This window comes from Bradyrhizobium sp. SZCCHNGR1005 (assembly GCF_032489995.1).
GTDB lineage: Bacteria > Pseudomonadota > Alphaproteobacteria > Rhizobiales > Xanthobacteraceae > Bradyrhizobium.
In genome coordinates, this window is sequence record NZ_JAUEZC010000005.1 from 282,112 (window position 1) to 297,337 (window position 15,226).

The following is a 15,226-nucleotide window of genomic DNA, read 5'->3' on the forward strand; positions in this document are numbered from 1 at the left end:
TCCTATCGTCCCGCGTCGCTGCCTTTGGCGGTGAGCACGCGGTCGAGCCCGTAAAAGCGATCGAGCAGGATCAGGATGGTCATGGTGATGGCGATGACGCTGGCCGAGACCGACGTCACCAGCGGATCGATGTTGTCCTGGATGTAGAGGAACATGCGCACCGGCAGCGTCTCGGCGCCGGGCGCCGCCAGGAACACGGTCATGGTTAGATCGTCGAACGACTGGATGAAGGCGAGCATCCAGCCGCTGACCAAGCCCGGCAGGATCGACGGCAGGATCACGCGCCGGAACATGGTCCAGCCGTCGGCGCCGAGCGAAACCGCCGCCATCTCGATCCTGCGATCCATCCCGCTCGCGGCCGCCAGGGTCAGGCGCAGCGCGAACGGAAACACGACGACGATATGCGCGATCAGCAAGGCGATGAACGTGCCGCCGATGCCGGCCGAGGTGAAGAAACGCAGGAAGGCGATGCCGAGCACGACATGCGGAATCATCAGCGGCGACAGGAACAGCGCCGACAGCGCCTCGCGGCCGCGGAAGCGATAGCGGCTGATGGCGAGCGCCGCCGGCACCGCGAACAGCAAGCTCACGCAGGACGAGAGCGCGCCGAGCCACAGACTCGTGCCGAAGGCATGCACGAATTCCGGATAGGCCGCGATCGCTTTGAACCAGCGCAGCGAGAAACTGGTGGTCGGAATCGACAGGAAGCCCTCGGGCGTGAAGGCCACCCAGCACACCACCACGATCGGCGCCAGCATGAAGACGACGAACAGCGCGTGGAAGGTGAGCGCGATCGGTCCGTTCCCTTTCATCGGAACATCTCCTGATAGCGCCGTTCGATCAGCGCATTGCTGCCGACGACGATCAGCACCAGCGCGACGAGCAGGAGCACGGCGACCGCCGCACCGAGCGGCCAATTCAACGTGTTGAGGAACTCGTCATAGGCGAGCGTCGCCGCGACCTTCAGCCGGCGGCCACCGATGATCGCCGGCGTGGCGAAGGCGCTCGCGCAAAGCGAGAATACGATGATCGCGCCGGAGAGCACGCCGGGCATGATCTGCGGCAACACGATGCGGCGGATCACGGTCAGCGAGCCCGCGCCGAGCGAGGCCGCCGCATTCTCGATCTGCGGATCAAGGCGCTGCAGCGCGGTCCAGACCGCGAGCACCATGAACGGCATCATCGCGTGCGCCAGCGCCACCACCATGCCGGTCTCGGTGAACATGAAACGCACCGGAGAACTGATCAGGCCGAGCGACATCAGGAGCTTGTTGGCGAGGCCGTTGTTGCCGCCGAACAGCAACGCCCATCCCAGCGTTCGCGCCACCACTGAGATCAGGAGTGGCCCTAAGATGACCAGCAGGAAGATGCCCTTCCAGCGCCCGCTCATGCGATGCAGGATGTAGGCCTCGGGCACGCCGAACACGGCGGTGATCAGCGTGGCGAGCACGGCGACGCGGAAGGTACGCCAGAACATCTCGGCGTAGTAAGGATCGCTGGCGATCTCCTGCCAGTTCTTCAGGACGAAGACCGGCTCGATGCCCTTATACTGTCCCCAGTCGTGGAACGAGAGCATCACCGTCATTGCGAGCGGGATCACGACGACGCCGACGAACAGCATCAAGGCCGGCACGGCCAGCGCCAAGGCGGTGCGCGTCTCGCTCGGCTCTGCCGCAGGGGCTGTGGTGAGGGCCGCGCTCATGCACCGCCTCGCGTCGGGCGAAGGCTCATGTCGTCGGTGCGCCAGGTGAGATGCACCGCCTCTCCCTGCGCGGGCTGCGGCTCGCCGTCGTTCTGGCGGATCACGATCGCGGGGCCGCATTCGGTCTCGCACTGGAATAGCCAATGATTGCCCTGGAAGATGCGGCTCTGAATCCGGCCCGACAATCCGCTCGCGCCGAAACCGATCCTTTCAGGCCGGATGCTGACGGTGACGACGCCCGACAGGCCAGCCGGTGCCGGCGTGCTCCAGGAGCCCGCAACCAGTTTGGCGGTGGAGCCGGAGCGATCGATGCTCGCGGCGAACTCATTGGTCTTGCCGAGAAACTGCGCGACGAAGGCCGACGCCGGGCGTTCATAGACCTCTTGCGGCGTGCCGATCTGCTCGATCCGGCCTTTGCTCATGACCACGATGCGATCGGACAGCGACATCGCCTCGATCTGGTCGTGGGTGACGAGAATGGTGGTGGTGCCGAGATTGCGCTGGATCTGGCGCAGCTCGATCTGCATGTCCTCGCGCAGTCGCGCATCGAGATTGGACAGCGGCTCATCCAGGAGAAGCACGCTCGGACGGATCACCAGCGCCCGCGCCAGCGCGACGCGCTGCTGCTGGCCGCCCGACATCCGCCGCGGATGACGGTCCTCGTAACCGGCCAAGCCGACAAGCGCGAGCGCGGCGCGCACCCGCTCCTCGCGCTCCTTGCGCGCGACCTTGCGCATCTCAAGCCCGAACGCGACGTTCTCGGCCGCCGTCATGTGGGGAAACAGCGCGTAGCTCTGGAACACGATGCCAAGCCCGCGCTTGGCCGGCGGAATTGCAACGAGGTCCTTGCCTTCAAGGTGGATCGTGCCATGCGATGGATCGAGGAAGCCCGCGATCATCTGCAAGGTCGTGGTCTTGCCGCAGCCGGACGGACCCAAGAACGAGACGAACTCGCCCTTGCTCACCGCGAGGCTGAACTCTTCGACGGCCGTGTTCGGACCGAAGGATTTGCCGACGCGGTCAAGTGAGAGGAAGGACATGAAGAATATCCGAGTGGGAAATGAGCACTGTCGCCGAGCGCACAGTGTACTCCCCTCCCCCTTGCGGGGCCGAGACGAGCAGAGCTCGCTCTGAGGGGGTGGGGGTGGGGGTCTTCAGGAACACTGCCGTTGGGGACCCCCCACCCCAACCCTCCCCCGCAAGGGGGGAGGGAGCGGACCGCCGCTGGCGAGAGAGTTGCAACCAGCCACTACTTACCGCTCGACCTCGCGATTCCAGCGCTTGGTCCATTCCTCGCGCTTGTCGTTCACGATGGTCCAATCGGGTGCATAGACCTTGGTGGCACGTTCGCCGATCGGAGCCATCGTGCCGACGCCGGGCGGTACCACGACCGATTTCACCACCGGGCCGTAACCGTATTCCTTCAGCATCACGAGTTGGATCTTCGGGTCGAGCAGCTGCTTGATGAAGGCGGAGGCCAGCGGCGAGACGTTGGGCTTGGCAATCGGACAGGCCGTGGTGAGCAGCATCACCGCGCCCTCCTTCGGATAGACGAAGTCGACCGGGAAGCCGGTATTGGCAAAACTCTGCACGCGGCCTGAGCCCCACACCGCAAGCACCGCCTGCCCGGACTGGAACAGCTCGGTCATCTTGCCCGGCGACGGCTCATAGGCGAGCACGTTCGGATTGATCTCGGTCTTGAAGATCTTGAAACCTGCCTCGACGTTCGACTCGCTGCCGCCGTTCATCTTCGCCAGCATCAACAGCGCATAAAGGCCGTAGGTGTTGTTGATCGGCGGAATGACGAGCTGCTGCTTGTATTTCGGATCCTTCAGGTCGTTCCAGGAGGTCGGCGGTGCCCAGCCCTTCTCGGCGAACACCTTGGTGTTGTACATCAGGCCAGTGGCAACGAGCCCGATCGCGACGGCGCGATCGTCCTTGAAATGCGCGACGTCGTAGAGCTCGGCGCTGGGGACGCCCACGATCTTGTCGCAGAAGCCGAGCTGGATCGCCTGGTACATCGGGCCGTCGTCGAGGATGGCGACGTCGATCTGCTGGTTGCCCTTCTGCGCCTGCAGCTTGGCAAGCGTGTCGGTGGAATTGCCGGCGACGTATTCGACCTTCACGCCATTGGCCTGCTCGAACGGCGGAATCACCTCGTCACGGATCGTCTTCTCGAATGAGCCGCCATAGCCGGCGACATAGAGCGTCTTCTGCTGGGCAAGGCCCGGAGTGGCAGTGGCCAAGACGGCAAGGCTCACCGCTGTCAGAAGGCTGAAGGGCTTCATACGGACAGATCTCCCCTATTGGCGCTCATTCGCCGGTATCAAAAGACCACTCGATGAAAGATCCCGCCGGTTCTGCGTTCTTCACGTCACGGCACCGCACAAAAAACGGGCGACCTCTCGATCTGACCAAAAAGATCGCAGCGCACTCTTCCGTCGTCCAATGAATAATGGCACCCTTCTCATGCCGAAATATTATGGAGACACCTGATGGCCCGGATCAACCCGCGGCAGGTCGAAGCCTTCCGGGCGATGATGCTGACCGGCAGCGTGACCGAGGCTGCGAAGCTGATGGCGGTGACACAGCCCGCGGTCAGCCGGCTGCTGCGCGACTTCCAGGCGCTGCTGAAGATGGAGCTGTTCGAGCGGCGCGGCAGCGGGCTGGTGGCGACCGCGGCGGCGACCGCGCTCTACATGGAGGTCGAGCGATCCTTCGTCGGGCTCGACCGCATCACCGCAGCCGCCGAGGAGATCCGCAGCCGCCGCACCGGCACGCTCCGCGTTGCGGCCCTGCCGGCGCTTGCCAACGGCTATCTGCCGCGGCTCGCCGGCACGTTCCTGAGCCAGCGCCCCAATCTCAATCTTTCGTTCTTCGGCGTGATCTCACCGATCGTGGTCGATTGGGTGCTGAACCATCAATGCGATATCGGCTTCGCCGAAGTGCCGATCGCGCATGCAGGTTTGACGAGCATCCGCCTTCCCGCATTGCCGCGCGTCGCCGTGTTGCCGGCGGGACATCGGCTGGCGGCGAAGACGACGCTCGAGCCGCGCGACTTCGAGGGCGAAACGTTCGTGTCACTATCGGCCGGCTCGAGCAGCAGGCACCTGGTCGATCAGGTCTTCAATCGCGTCGATGTTCACCGCGTCCTGCGGGTCGAGACGACGTTATCCGAGATCATGTGCGGAATGGTGTCGTCCGGCCTCGGCGTCGGCATCTGCGATCCGTTCACGGCGCGCGAGTTCGACGGCCGCGGCGTCGTCGCGCGACGCTTCCTGCCGCAGATCGATTTCGAATTCGCCGCCGTGTTCCCGCCGCAGCGCAGCCCCTCCCCGGTCGCGCTCGACCTCGTCGAGACCTTGCGACAGGAGCTGGAGGAGTGGAAACGGCGGCTTGCGAGTGCCGATGCTGCGGCTTCTGATCCCGTCCTCGCCGGCTAGTTTTACCCGGCAAGACTCATCAACCCGGCACACGATAGTGCAGATAGTCCGGGTTGAACAAGGCCGCGTCCTTGAGCGCGTCGAGATCGTGGACCGTCAGCGTCCGCTCCCGCAGCACGATCAGGCCGGACGAGCGCAATTCCTGCAGCGTCCGGTTGACATGAACCACCGATAGCCCGGTCGCGTCGGCAAGGTCGGTCTGCGTGATCGGAAATGCGCAACTGTCGCCATCCAATAGCCCGACCGGCCGCAGCCGCTCGATCACCTCGCACAGGATATGCGCGACCCGCTCGAATGCGTCGCGGCGACCGAGATTGAGCGTCCACTCGCGCTGGATCGCCGCGTCGGACAGCGTCTCGCACCAGAAGGCCTCGCCGAGCACGCGGTCAGCGGCGACCAGAGACTCGAAACGCTCGCGCTCGATCTCCGCATAGACCACCGATGTCAGCGCGGAGATCGAATGGTCCATCCACTCCAGCAAATAGATTTGCGCGTCACAGGTATCACCAGGCAGCGCCAGGTTGACGATCTGTCGCCGCCCGTCTTCGAGCGATTTGTAGCGGGCAGCCCAGCCCGAGAGCATCATTCGAATCCGGTCCGCCGGATCGCCCTCGCAGACCAGCTCCTGTCCGGCCATCGCCGTGATGATGCGGCCGCGAATGGCATCGTCGAGCATGGCCGCCGTCTCCGGCGAAATCTTGCGGAATGCACTCAGGCGACGGATGACGACATCCGCCGTCCGGTCGCTCGTGCGCGCCGTGCTCATGTCACCTGGTCAGGGCCGGGCTTTTGGACGATGACCCGGCTCAGCGGCAACGTGATCGAGAAATGCACGCCGGTCGGGCTGAACATCAACGCGCTTTTGCCCTTGAACTCAAAGCCCAGCGTCCGCTCCAGGATCTCCGTTCCAAAACCCTTCCGCTTCGGCGACTTCACCGGTGGACCTCCCTTCTCGCGCCAATCGAAATTCAGTTCCGGCGGGGTGACGCCCTCGTCGATGCGCCAGCTGATCTCGACGCGTCCGGCAGGTTGGCTGAGGGCGCCGTACTTGACCGCATTTGTTGCCAGCTCGTGAATCGCCAGCGACAGCGTCTCAGCCGCTTTCGGCTGCAACCTTATCGTCGGGCCGGAGATGCGCACCTGTTCGCCTTCGCGTGCATTATAAGCCATCAATTCGTCGGCGAGCAGATATTCCAGATCGACGCCCACCTCGGGATCGCGCGTCACGGCCGCCTGGGTGCGCGCCAAGGCGCCCAGCCGGCCATCGAGATGGGCGGAATATTCTTCGACCGTCGAGCTCGTCTGCGCGGAACGCCGCGCGATCGAGCGCACCACGCCCAACGTGTTCCGCACGCGATGCTGCAGCTCGGCGAGCAGCAGCCGCTGACGTTCTTCCGCTCGCGTGATCGCGGTGACGTCGATGAAGGTGATTACGACGCCGGCGATGAAATTGTCGATGGAGCGATAGGGCAGCATGCGCACGATATAGCGCTTGCCGCTGTCCGGCGCGGTCAGTTCGCGCTCGGCGCTGGCCAGCGTCCGCAGCACCCGACGGATATCGTCGTAGAGGTCCTCGATCGGAATCCTCGCCTTGATGTGGGCAATCGGACGGCCGACGTCCGTCTCCACCAGATGCAGCACCTGCGTGATCGCCGGGGTGAAATTCATCACCCGCATGTCGTTGTCGAGAAACACGGTCGCGATCTGCGTGCTCTCCAGGAAGTTCTTCAGGTCGCTGGTCGCACGCGTCAGCTCCTGGACCCGGTGCGCAAGCTCGCCATTGACCGTGGTGAGCTCCTCGCGCGAGGTCTCGAGCTCCTCATTCGCCGATTGCAGCTCTTCGTTCAGCGACTGATATTCCTCATTGGAGGATTTGAGCTCCTCGTTGGAGCTCTCCAGCTCCTCGATCGTCGCATGCAACCGCTCGCGCGTGGCGCGCAGCTCGCTTTCGATGCGCTCGACATGCTCGCTGCGCACCAGCGAATTCGCGCTTCCGGACGACGCCGAGGACGGCCGCAGCGCGCCGTCCTTGAACAGCACGATGAAGCTGCGCTGCCCTTCCGGCGCGTCGATCGGCTCGACCGTGATGTCGACCCCGACCGTGTGGCCGTTTACCCCGAGCAGCACCTGATCGGTGTGCGACGGTTCGTTGGTGTCCCGCGCGCGGCTCAAGGCGGTTCGCAACTCCAGCCGAAGGTCGCGATGCACGAGGCCGAGCAGATCCAGCGTGGCGGCGCCGGCGGTCGGCTCGATGAAGCGCCCGGTACGGCCGGAGAAATGCAGGATGTGAAAACTATCGTCGGTGATCACATAGGCCGGCGCGTAGCGCTCGGCGATGCGGTGCGCCTTGCGTTCGAGCCCGACATCGGAGCCGAAGCTCCGGGCCGGCGGCAGCTCGACCGAAGTCCGCGCGGCCGTCGTGGTGATAGGGAATTCCGGCGGCAGCCGCGTGCCGTTATCGAGCTTCTTGAAGATCCGGGCGCGGCGGTCGACCGGAGCAAACAGCTTCGGATGCCGCGTCACGTTCTCCGAACTGCCGAGAAACAGAAAGCGCTCAGGCAGCAGCGCGAAATGAAACAGTGGAATCACCAGGTTCTGCAATTCGGCATCCAGATAGATCAGCAGATTGCGGCACGAGACCAGGTCAAGCTTGGAGAACGGCGCATCCTTGATGACGTTGTGCTGGGAGAAGATGCACATCTCCCGCAACTCTTTGACCACGCAATAGGTGTCGCCCTCGCGCACGAACCAGCGCGCCAGCCGTTCCGGCGAGACGTTGGCTTCGATGTCGGTGCAGTAGCGGCCGACCCGGGCGGTGGCGAGTGCCCGGCTGTCGATGTCGGTTGCGAAGATCTGCACCGAAGGCGGCGAATGAAGCTTCGCAAGATGTTCGCACAGCAGGATCGCGATCGAATAGGCCTCCTCGCCAGTGGCGCAGCCGAGCACCCAGACACGGACCTGCTGGCCGGCCTGCTTGCCGTCGAAGATTTGCGGAATGACCTGCTGCTCGAGCACGTCGAACTCCCGCTGGTCGCGGAAGAACTCGGTGACCCCGATCAGAAGATCGTTGAAGAGATGCTGGACCTCGTCCTGGTCGTTGCGCAGGAAATCGACATAGGCCGAGATCTCGTCGATCTGAACCACCTGCATGCGGCGCTGCACCCGGCGCAGGAAGGTGTTCTGCTTGTAGCCGTGGAAGTCATTGCCGGTCTTGTTGCGCAGGATATCGACGATGCGGTTGATCGAGCTGGCGGCGGCCGCAAGCACTTCGTCAAAGCCTTGCCGCTCTTCCAGACGCCGCAGATGGCGGGCATAGACCGTGATGTGATCGGGAATGTCCTCGGCCGGGAGCACGAAATCCGCAATGGCCGCAGGCGTGCTGCCGTCCATCGACCCGTCGCTCTCGTCTCCGGCGACGTGCTCGGCGATGGCAAGCCCGCCATGGTTCTTCAGCGTGGCAACGCCGAGCGTGCCTTCTCCGCCGGTGCCGGACAGGATGACCCCGATCGACTGTTCGGCCCGCCCCTCGGCGAGGGACACCAGGAAGCTGTCGATGGTTGCCCGCTCACCCGGCGCCTGTTCGGCCGGACGTACGCCGAACCGGTCGCCATGCACGGTCGCGATCATGTTGGGGGGACAAAGATAGATCGTCTGTCCCTCGATCTCGGCCCCATCCGCCAGGTTTTTCAGGGTGACGCTCGTGAGCGGCCGCAGCACGGCGCGCAGCCATTCCTCATCCAGCGCCTCTCGATGCTGCAGCACGAGCACGACCGCGAGATCATTGCCGAGCGCCAACTTCGACAGGAACCGCTCCAGGCTGCCGCTGTTGCTCGGCGAGGCGCCGACCCCGACGATCAGCGGCCGCCGCCATCTGGGCGGTTCCACCGACTGAGATTGACCACTATTCGTCATATCTTGCGGTATATACTAATCGTGCCTCAGTCGGACAGAGGTGAAAATCAGCTCGATCAATATGCAAGCGCAATAACGGTTCCGCACTCCAGACGTCGCAACCGGTCGAAGCAGGAATTTCGCCAATGGCCGCAACTGCGCCTTTGCCCGGTCGGAGTCGGGCCTGCAATTCCTGAAGCTGGCTCCGCCCGATAGTTGAAGCCTAAGTTGATCCGGCCGCGCGTCGTCGTTTGAGATAGGCGATCCTCTGCTCGATCATGGCGCGGTGCCGCTCCCATTCCGCCAGATTGTCCCGCAGCAAGGCGGCCAACCGCACGGCTTCGGCGTAACCCCGGCCGGACGCCTTCAATTGCAAGACCAAGCCCTCCTGTTTGTGCAAGCGTGTCCAGCCTGAGGCGATATCGGCTTCGCTCTTGCGGAGCTGGTCTTCTTCGCTGCGGATATCGCGGTTCACCTGCCACTCGGCAGGACAAGATGCAGCGCTCGCCATGTTGCATCACCCTGGCCGTCGAAGTGGATCGAGCAACTGCAGCGCCATCTGCCCGATCAAATCGGCATATCCTCGATATTCGATCGCCCCGCGCCGCGTACATCCGCTACCGGGCAGACAGAAATCGATGGAACTCGCCTCCATGGCGTGCCGCGGCATCTCGTCGGCAACCGCATCCGACGGATGCTGCACCACGGCCACCCCGCCACATCGCTTAATTGCGTTGAGGCCCGCCGCACCATCTGATAAAAGTCTGCTGAGGGCCACGCCGATGACGCGAGGTCCGTAATGCAGTGCCGCAGAGCGAAATAGCGGATCGATGGACGGACGGACCAGGTCTCACGCGGACCGCGGCCGGGCATCAGGTGACCGTCTGCAATCAGCAAGTAATGATCCGGCGTAGCCAGATAGACGGTGCCATTCTGAATCGGCAAGTCGTTCGCAGCCTGCGTGACGGGCAGCTTGCCGGCGGCGCGGGCGACGGTCGAGAGAACACCGTTCCCTCGTGCCGGGACGTGCAGCACGACAAACACCGCCGACGGCACATCGACGGGCAAGCGCCCGAGAATGTCTTTCAGGGGCACAGTCGCCCCTGAGGAGCCACTGATGATGACGATGATGTCGCGGTTGGGCACAATCAGGATCCTTCCATGTCGGCTTTCGGAACCCACGGGTTCCTAAGCCGTTTTGCATAAGGTCTGGACCCGGCGGATGTTCCTATTGAGCGCGTGCCGACGACAGGAGAGCCTCATGGGGCAAGGCACACCCATTGCGCCGACGAATCCACTGGCGGGAAAACGCATCCTCATCGTCGAGGACGAGTATTTCCTTGCCGATGACCTCGCCGATGAATTCAGGCGCCTTGGCGCCGACGTGATCGGCCCCGTCTCGGAGGTTGTCGAAGCCCAGAAGGCTCTGCAATTGGGCCGGCCGATCGACGCTGCGCTGCTCGACATCAATCTCAGGAGCGAGATGATCTTTCCTTTCGCCCGCGCACTGCGCGAGCTGGACATCTTCTTCATCTTCACCACTGGTTATGACAAGACATCGATCCGACCTGAGTTCGCCGACGTCCCGCTCTGGGAAAAGCCGCTCGACATCCGCGCCTTCACGGAAGGGGTTGCCGAACTCTTGAAGGGGCGGTGATCCTTTCCTTGTGCTTTCCTTGCGCGAGGACGCGATCTCAGCGCTCCTGCCGGGCCGGCACCGCAAGCGACGGCAGTTCGAAGACGAAGCGGCTATCAGCCCGATGAGCGCCAGCGCCAACATTTGCTTGAACGGCTCCGCAAAGGGAAGCGAAGATGGGCATTGGCTCAGAATCGTCGATCAAACGCTCGTCAACTCGTAACATAAGCCCATCGCGATCAGACGGCCCCGAGAATCCGTCTCAAGATCGCGACACGTCGGCGACGAACCGCCCACCAGCATGGCCGCGACCTCACAGGGGCACGGCCCGAGACGCTGGACTCATCAGCGTCGCGGTGGGTATCGGGTCGGCCCTCGCAAGAACTCCTCGAGTTGCGCAATGGCTTCCGCCTCTCGTGCCCGCCTCAAGAGACGCGCCTGATCGGCGCCTGGCGGCAACTGCTTTGCCGCATCACGTGCTTCACGTGCTGACTTTAGGAGACGCTCTCCGAGGGGAGTCGCCTGTTTGAAGCGACGGCGCCGCTTCTTCTGAGTTTCGATTTCCATCCAAACATGACCACGTTGCGACCTCAACCTGCTCGGAACTTACAGTCCGGCTAACAACCTGCATCAACATAGGTAAATCGGCCCACGATCCTGGTCGGCGCGCGGCTCGTCACCGTGCAGGCAAATGGGTCATCCAGCGGACTAACATCGTCGAGCGTTTTGCCCGCCAGGGGAACGGCCGCAGTGCTCGCAGCCGGCGGACCGATCGACTTGCCGGCTGTGCCCGTCGTTACGCACCCGGATGACGAGATCCTGGCGATCGACGGCCGGCTCCGAACTTTTCGGCATCTGACGATCATTCAATTGACGAACGGTGTCCCAGCGAGCGATCGATGCGAGGCAGTTCGGCTTCGCCGGAAATGCTGCCTATGCGGCTGAGCGCGAGCAGGAGGCGCGGAGCGCCTACGCGCTACTCGGCCTGCATTGCCGGCGTATTCGTCTCGATGCGCCCGATCAGGAGAGCATCTCTTGCGCGCGGCGCTTGACCGACCGCCGTCGGCTTGCGTGACGTCCATACGAACCAAGTGCAAGCCGAAGGCCGGTTCCTATCGAGCAGCGGGAGGCATGCTCTCTGCGGCGGGCTTGCTGCCGGTTGTATTTGCGCCTGGCGGTCAAGACTTGTAGTAGTCGACTCTCACAGCGGGAACTCCGCTGCAACCGCGGTGTTTTCCTTCCAGATGGGCAAGCCTGCACGCGCGCCAAGTTCAAGAAAGGCCGGAAGAGCCGGCAAGCGCGCGCCATCCGCTCAACGGCGCCAGGCACTGTCATCCGCCGCGCCGACCGGACTGATCGCGCTTCATTTGCTGAGGGCGTTGGGAAAATCCGGCGCCCGAGGGCTCGTATTTCTCGCAAAGGACGAAGTGCGCGCCGAGCGCCTTGGCGCGATCCTGCACGCGTTTGACCCGAGCTGCGATGTGTTGGTGCTGCCGTGCTTCGACGCGTTGCTCGTCGACGAGGTCGAGCCGTCGCGGGAGACCACGGGCCGCCGCGCCAGCGTCTTGCGGCGGCTCGCAGCGCGAGCCGCCCCGCCGCTTCTGATAGCCACGGTTGATGCCGTGCTGCCGCGTGTGCCGCAGCCGCAGGCCTGGTCCAAGGCCTGCCTGCGGCTTGCGGTCGGGCAGTCGATCGATGTCGATGAGCTCCGGCGGTTTCTCACAGAGGCGGGCTATGAGCTCGACGAGCCGGCCAATTATCCCGGCGGTGTGTTATGTCACGGCCAGACCATCGAGCTGTTTCCCGCCGGGGCCTTGGGTCCGGTGCGGATCGACCATGACGACGGCTTGATCCGTGCCATCCACACCTGCGATCCGGTGCATCAGACCGACCTCGCCAGCCTCGATGCGCTGGTGCTCGATCCGATGTCGGAGCGCAACCTGCTTGGAAATGGCGCGACCGGCGCTGGCATCTTCACCTATCTGGATGGCGTCAGGATCATTGCCGATGCCGAGGTGCCGGTGCGCGCGGCGGCGCGGCTCGCCGCAATCGAGGAGAGCGGCGACGCGCGCAGCCGAGAAGCGACCTTTATCGGCCGACGCGAATGGCAGGAGGTCATGCGTGGTCTGGCGGTGTTGCCGGAATCATCGACGATCGAATCGATCCCCAATTTCTCGCGCGAGACATCGGCGCGCACGGCGCTGCGCCGCTTCATCAGCGGGGCCAGACGGAGCGGCGCTCGTCTGCTGTTCGCCGCGGCGATCGAGCAAGATCTGCAGCGCATGGAGCGCCTCGCCGGGCTCAAGACGCTGCGCCGCTCAGACTGGGCCGGCGCCTCGCGTCCGCCTGCGGGCAAGATCACGTCGCTGCTGGCCGACCTCGATGCCGGGTTCAGAACCGGACGCACGCGGCCGCTGCTGGTCATCGCCGCAGCGGATGTGCTCGGCAGCAGGGCGCACCACCTGCAGCCGATGGCGCGGCAGAACGCGGCCGCCGCCGACGCCGCAACCCGGCCGGCGCTCGGAAGCGCTGTCGTTCACCTGCAGCGCGGACTTGCGGTGCTGCAAGGTCTCGAGCGGCTGTCGGCGCCCGACCTCAGCGACCGCGAGATGGTACGCCTTGCCTTCGCCGATGATGAAGCCGTCTTGGTGCCCGTTGGCGAGCTTGCGCTGATCTGGCCTTATGCAAGCGATGCAAGCGGGATCCGGCTTGATGATGCCGATGGGCGTTCATGGGCCGCGCGCTGCCTGGAGGCCGAACGCGAGGTCGACCGGACCGCGCAGACGCTGTCTCAGGCGATCCAGGCACGGCGGCAAACCAAGGCGCCGCGGCTGGTGCCTCCGCCGGCCGACTACGAACGCTTCGTCGCCCGCTTTCCCTATTTCGCAACGCCGGATCAGGCCAAGGCGATCGAGGATGTGCTGAACGACCTCGCCGCCGGCCATCCGATGGATCGCGTCGTCTGCGGCGATGTCGGCTTCGGCAAGACGGAAGTGGCGTTGCGCGCCGCAGCGGCGACCGTATTCGCCGGCAAACAGGTCGCGCTCGTCGTTCCGACCACGGTGCTCGCCCGCCAGCACGTGCTGACATTCCAAAAGCGCTTCGCCCCGTTCGGGATCGCGGTCGGCCATCTGTCGCGCCTGACTGCCGCCGCCGAAGCGCGATCCGTGAAACAACAGCTGCGCGACGGCTCGCTGCAAATCGTGATCGGCACCCACGCACTGGCCGGAAAGGATATCGCCTTCGCGGACCTTGGACTCGTCATCATCGACGAGGAGCAGCATTTCGGTGCGGCCGACAAGGACAAGCTGTCGGCGCTGCGTGCCGGCGTCCACACCTTGACAATGAGCGCTACGCCGATCCCCCGCACCATGGCCGCCGCCATGGTGGGCCTGCGCGACTTCAGCGTCATCGCCACCCCGCCGGTGCAGCGGCTGCCCATCGTGACCAAGGTCTCGCCCCTGCTCGATTCGACGCTGACGATGGCGCTGCGGCGCGAACAGCGGCGACACGGCCAGAGCTTTGTGATCTGCCCCCGCATCAAGGATCTCGGTCCGATGGAGGAGCGGCTGCATCGCAGCGTGCCCGAGCTGCGCGTCGTCGTCGTCCACGGCCGGATGCCGGCGCAGGACATCGACGATCGCATGATGCAATTCGTCGGCGGTGAGGCAGATGTACTTCTCGCCACCGACATCGTCGAGAACGGGCTGGACATCCCGCGCGCCAATACGATCCTGATCTGTGCGCCCGAGCGCTTCGGACTGGCGCAACTGCACCAGCTTCGCGGACGGGTCGGCCGCGGGAGCACGCGCGCCTTTGCCTATCTGCTCACCGATGCGCCCGGGGAAGAGGCGCAAAAGCGAATTGCCGCGCTTCAGGAGCTGAGCCGCCCCGGTGCCGGATTTCAGATCAGCGCACGCGACCTCGACCTGCGCGGGGCCGGCAATCTGTTATCGGAACAGCAAGCAGGCCACGTCCACGTGTTCGGGCCTGCGCTCTACCACGACCTGCTGGCGCGGGCGCTGCAGGGCCGCCCACGGCGTGCCTCCGAGATGTGGATGCCGGAGCTGCGCATCGAGGTGCCCGCGCTGCTGCCCGCAAGCTATGTGCAGGACGAGGCGACGCGGCTCGACATCTACACCAGGCTGGCGAGGGCGGAGAGCCCGGCCGAGCTCGGCGAGATCGAGGATGAAATCGAGCTTCGCTTCGGGGCGCTGCCGCCGGAGGTTTCGAACCTTCTCGCCATCGCCGACATCGGGCTGTCCTGCCGCGCGCTCGGCATCACCAGGATCGATGTCGGGCCGACCGGCATTGCGGCACAGCTGAGACCCGATGCGCCGGTTGCGCCGCCGTCGCACCTCGTCACGCGCAGCCGCCACCGGCTGGTCTACAAGCACCGGGTCAGCAAGAGCCAGATGCTGCAGACCGTGATCCAGTTCATCAACGCGCTCAAGAAGACCAGCGCAAGCGGGCCGACGCGGCGAACCACTTCCCGCGCGCAAAGGACGGGCCGCCCCGCCACCGCGATCGGCGGGTCATCGTAAGCCGCGCCGC

Annotated in this window: 11 protein-coding genes and 1 pseudogene; 3 read left to right on the forward strand and 9 right to left on the reverse strand. The window is 64.6% G+C overall.

Annotated elements, in window-relative coordinates:
* Positions 1-2 precede the first annotated feature (2 nt).
* The 4 genes from QXZ85_RS23010 to QXZ85_RS23025 form a co-directional block, all read right to left on the reverse strand.
* Positions 3-812, reverse strand: coding sequence for an ABC transporter permease (locus tag QXZ85_RS23010; RefSeq protein ID WP_315705592.1), 810 nt, complete (start codon positions 810-812; stop codon positions 3-5).
* Positions 809-1,702 carry an ABC transporter permease gene (locus QXZ85_RS23015; RefSeq protein ID WP_315705591.1) on the reverse strand — a complete coding sequence of 298 codons (894 nt, stop codon included), beginning with the start codon at positions 1,700-1,702 and terminating at the stop codon, positions 809-811. The genes QXZ85_RS23010 and QXZ85_RS23015 overlap by 4 nt, the downstream gene beginning before the upstream one ends.
* Complete coding sequence (locus QXZ85_RS23020; RefSeq protein ID WP_315705590.1) at positions 1,699-2,742, reverse strand: ABC transporter ATP-binding protein; 1,044 nt, start codon at positions 2,740-2,742, stop codon at positions 1,699-1,701. Before QXZ85_RS23020 ends, QXZ85_RS23015 begins: the two co-directional genes overlap by 4 nt.
* A gap of 213 nt (positions 2,743-2,955) precedes the next feature.
* Entirely contained in the window at positions 2,956-3,990 is a 1,035-nt protein-coding gene (locus tag QXZ85_RS23025; protein WP_315705589.1) for an ABC transporter substrate-binding protein, read from the reverse strand.
* A gap of 207 nt (positions 3,991-4,197) precedes the next feature.
* On the opposite strand from QXZ85_RS23025, the gene QXZ85_RS23030 reads away from it, so the two are divergent.
* On the forward strand, positions 4,198-5,145 hold the full coding sequence (locus QXZ85_RS23030; protein WP_315705588.1) for a LysR substrate-binding domain-containing protein: 948 nt from the start codon (positions 4,198-4,200) through the stop codon (positions 5,143-5,145).
* 19 nt (positions 5,146-5,164) lie between these two features.
* On the opposite strand, the gene QXZ85_RS23035 is transcribed toward QXZ85_RS23030, so the two are convergent.
* The 4 genes and pseudogenes from QXZ85_RS23035 to QXZ85_RS23050 form a co-directional block, all read right to left on the reverse strand.
* On the reverse strand, positions 5,165-5,911 hold the full coding sequence (locus tag QXZ85_RS23035; protein WP_315705587.1) for a Crp/Fnr family transcriptional regulator: 747 nt from the start codon (positions 5,909-5,911) through the stop codon (positions 5,165-5,167).
* Positions 5,908-9,057: a CheR family methyltransferase gene (locus QXZ85_RS23040; protein WP_316174880.1), complete on the reverse strand. Its 3,150-nt coding sequence runs from the start codon at positions 9,055-9,057 to the stop codon at positions 5,908-5,910. The genes QXZ85_RS23035 and QXZ85_RS23040 overlap by 4 nt, the downstream gene beginning before the upstream one ends.
* 202 nt (positions 9,058-9,259) lie before the next feature.
* Positions 9,260-9,511, reverse strand: a complete 252-nt coding sequence (locus tag QXZ85_RS23045) for a hypothetical protein (protein ID WP_315705585.1) — start codon at positions 9,509-9,511, stop codon at positions 9,260-9,262.
* A 42-nt stretch (positions 9,512-9,553) separates the two neighbouring features.
* A pseudogene (locus QXZ85_RS23050) lies at positions 9,554-10,218 on the reverse strand (chemotaxis protein CheB).
* Between the two features lie 79 nt (positions 10,219-10,297).
* Here QXZ85_RS23050 and QXZ85_RS23055 point away from each other — a divergent pair.
* Positions 10,298-10,693, forward strand: a complete 396-nt coding sequence (locus tag QXZ85_RS23055) for a response regulator (RefSeq protein ID WP_315727883.1) — start codon at positions 10,298-10,300, stop codon at positions 10,691-10,693.
* A gap of 324 nt (positions 10,694-11,017) precedes the next feature.
* Here QXZ85_RS23055 and QXZ85_RS23060 read toward each other — a convergent pair whose 3' ends face one another.
* Positions 11,018-11,239: a hypothetical protein gene (locus QXZ85_RS23060; RefSeq protein WP_315705583.1), complete on the reverse strand. Its 222-nt coding sequence runs from the start codon at positions 11,237-11,239 to the stop codon at positions 11,018-11,020.
* 812 nt (positions 11,240-12,051) lie between these two features.
* Here QXZ85_RS23060 and QXZ85_RS23065 point away from each other — a divergent pair.
* Entirely contained in the window at positions 12,052-15,216 is a 3,165-nt protein-coding gene (locus QXZ85_RS23065) for a TRCF domain-containing protein (RefSeq protein WP_316174877.1), read from the forward strand.
* The last annotated feature ends 10 nt before the right edge of the window (positions 15,217-15,226 follow it).

Bases quoted from the DNA above. Each gene is read 5' to 3' on its own strand.
- QXZ85_RS23035 (WP_315705587.1), bottom strand. From the start codon at position 5,911: ATGAGCACGGCGCGCACGAGCGACCGGACGGCGGATGTCGTCATCCGT.
- QXZ85_RS23030 (WP_315705588.1), top strand. From the start codon at position 4,198: ATGGCCCGGATCAACCCGCGGCAGGTCGAAGCCTTCCGGGCGATGATG.
- QXZ85_RS23015 (WP_315705591.1), bottom strand. From the start codon at position 1,702: ATGAGCGCGGCCCTCACCACAGCCCCTGCGGCAGAGCCGAGCGAGACG.
- QXZ85_RS23010 (WP_315705592.1), bottom strand. From the start codon at position 812: ATGAAAGGGAACGGACCGATCGCGCTCACCTTCCACGCGCTGTTCGTC.
- QXZ85_RS23040 (WP_316174880.1), bottom strand. From the start codon at position 9,057: ATGACGAATAGTGGTCAATCTCAGTCGGTGGAACCGCCCAGATGGCGG.
- QXZ85_RS23055 (WP_315727883.1), top strand. From the start codon at position 10,298: ATGGGGCAAGGCACACCCATTGCGCCGACGAATCCACTGGCGGGAAAA.
- QXZ85_RS23020 (WP_315705590.1), bottom strand. From the start codon at position 2,742: ATGTCCTTCCTCTCACTTGACCGCGTCGGCAAATCCTTCGGTCCGAAC.
- QXZ85_RS23025 (WP_315705589.1), bottom strand. From the start codon at position 3,990: ATGAAGCCCTTCAGCCTTCTGACAGCGGTGAGCCTTGCCGTCTTGGCC.
- QXZ85_RS23060 (WP_315705583.1), bottom strand. From the start codon at position 11,239: ATGGAAATCGAAACTCAGAAGAAGCGGCGCCGTCGCTTCAAACAGGCG.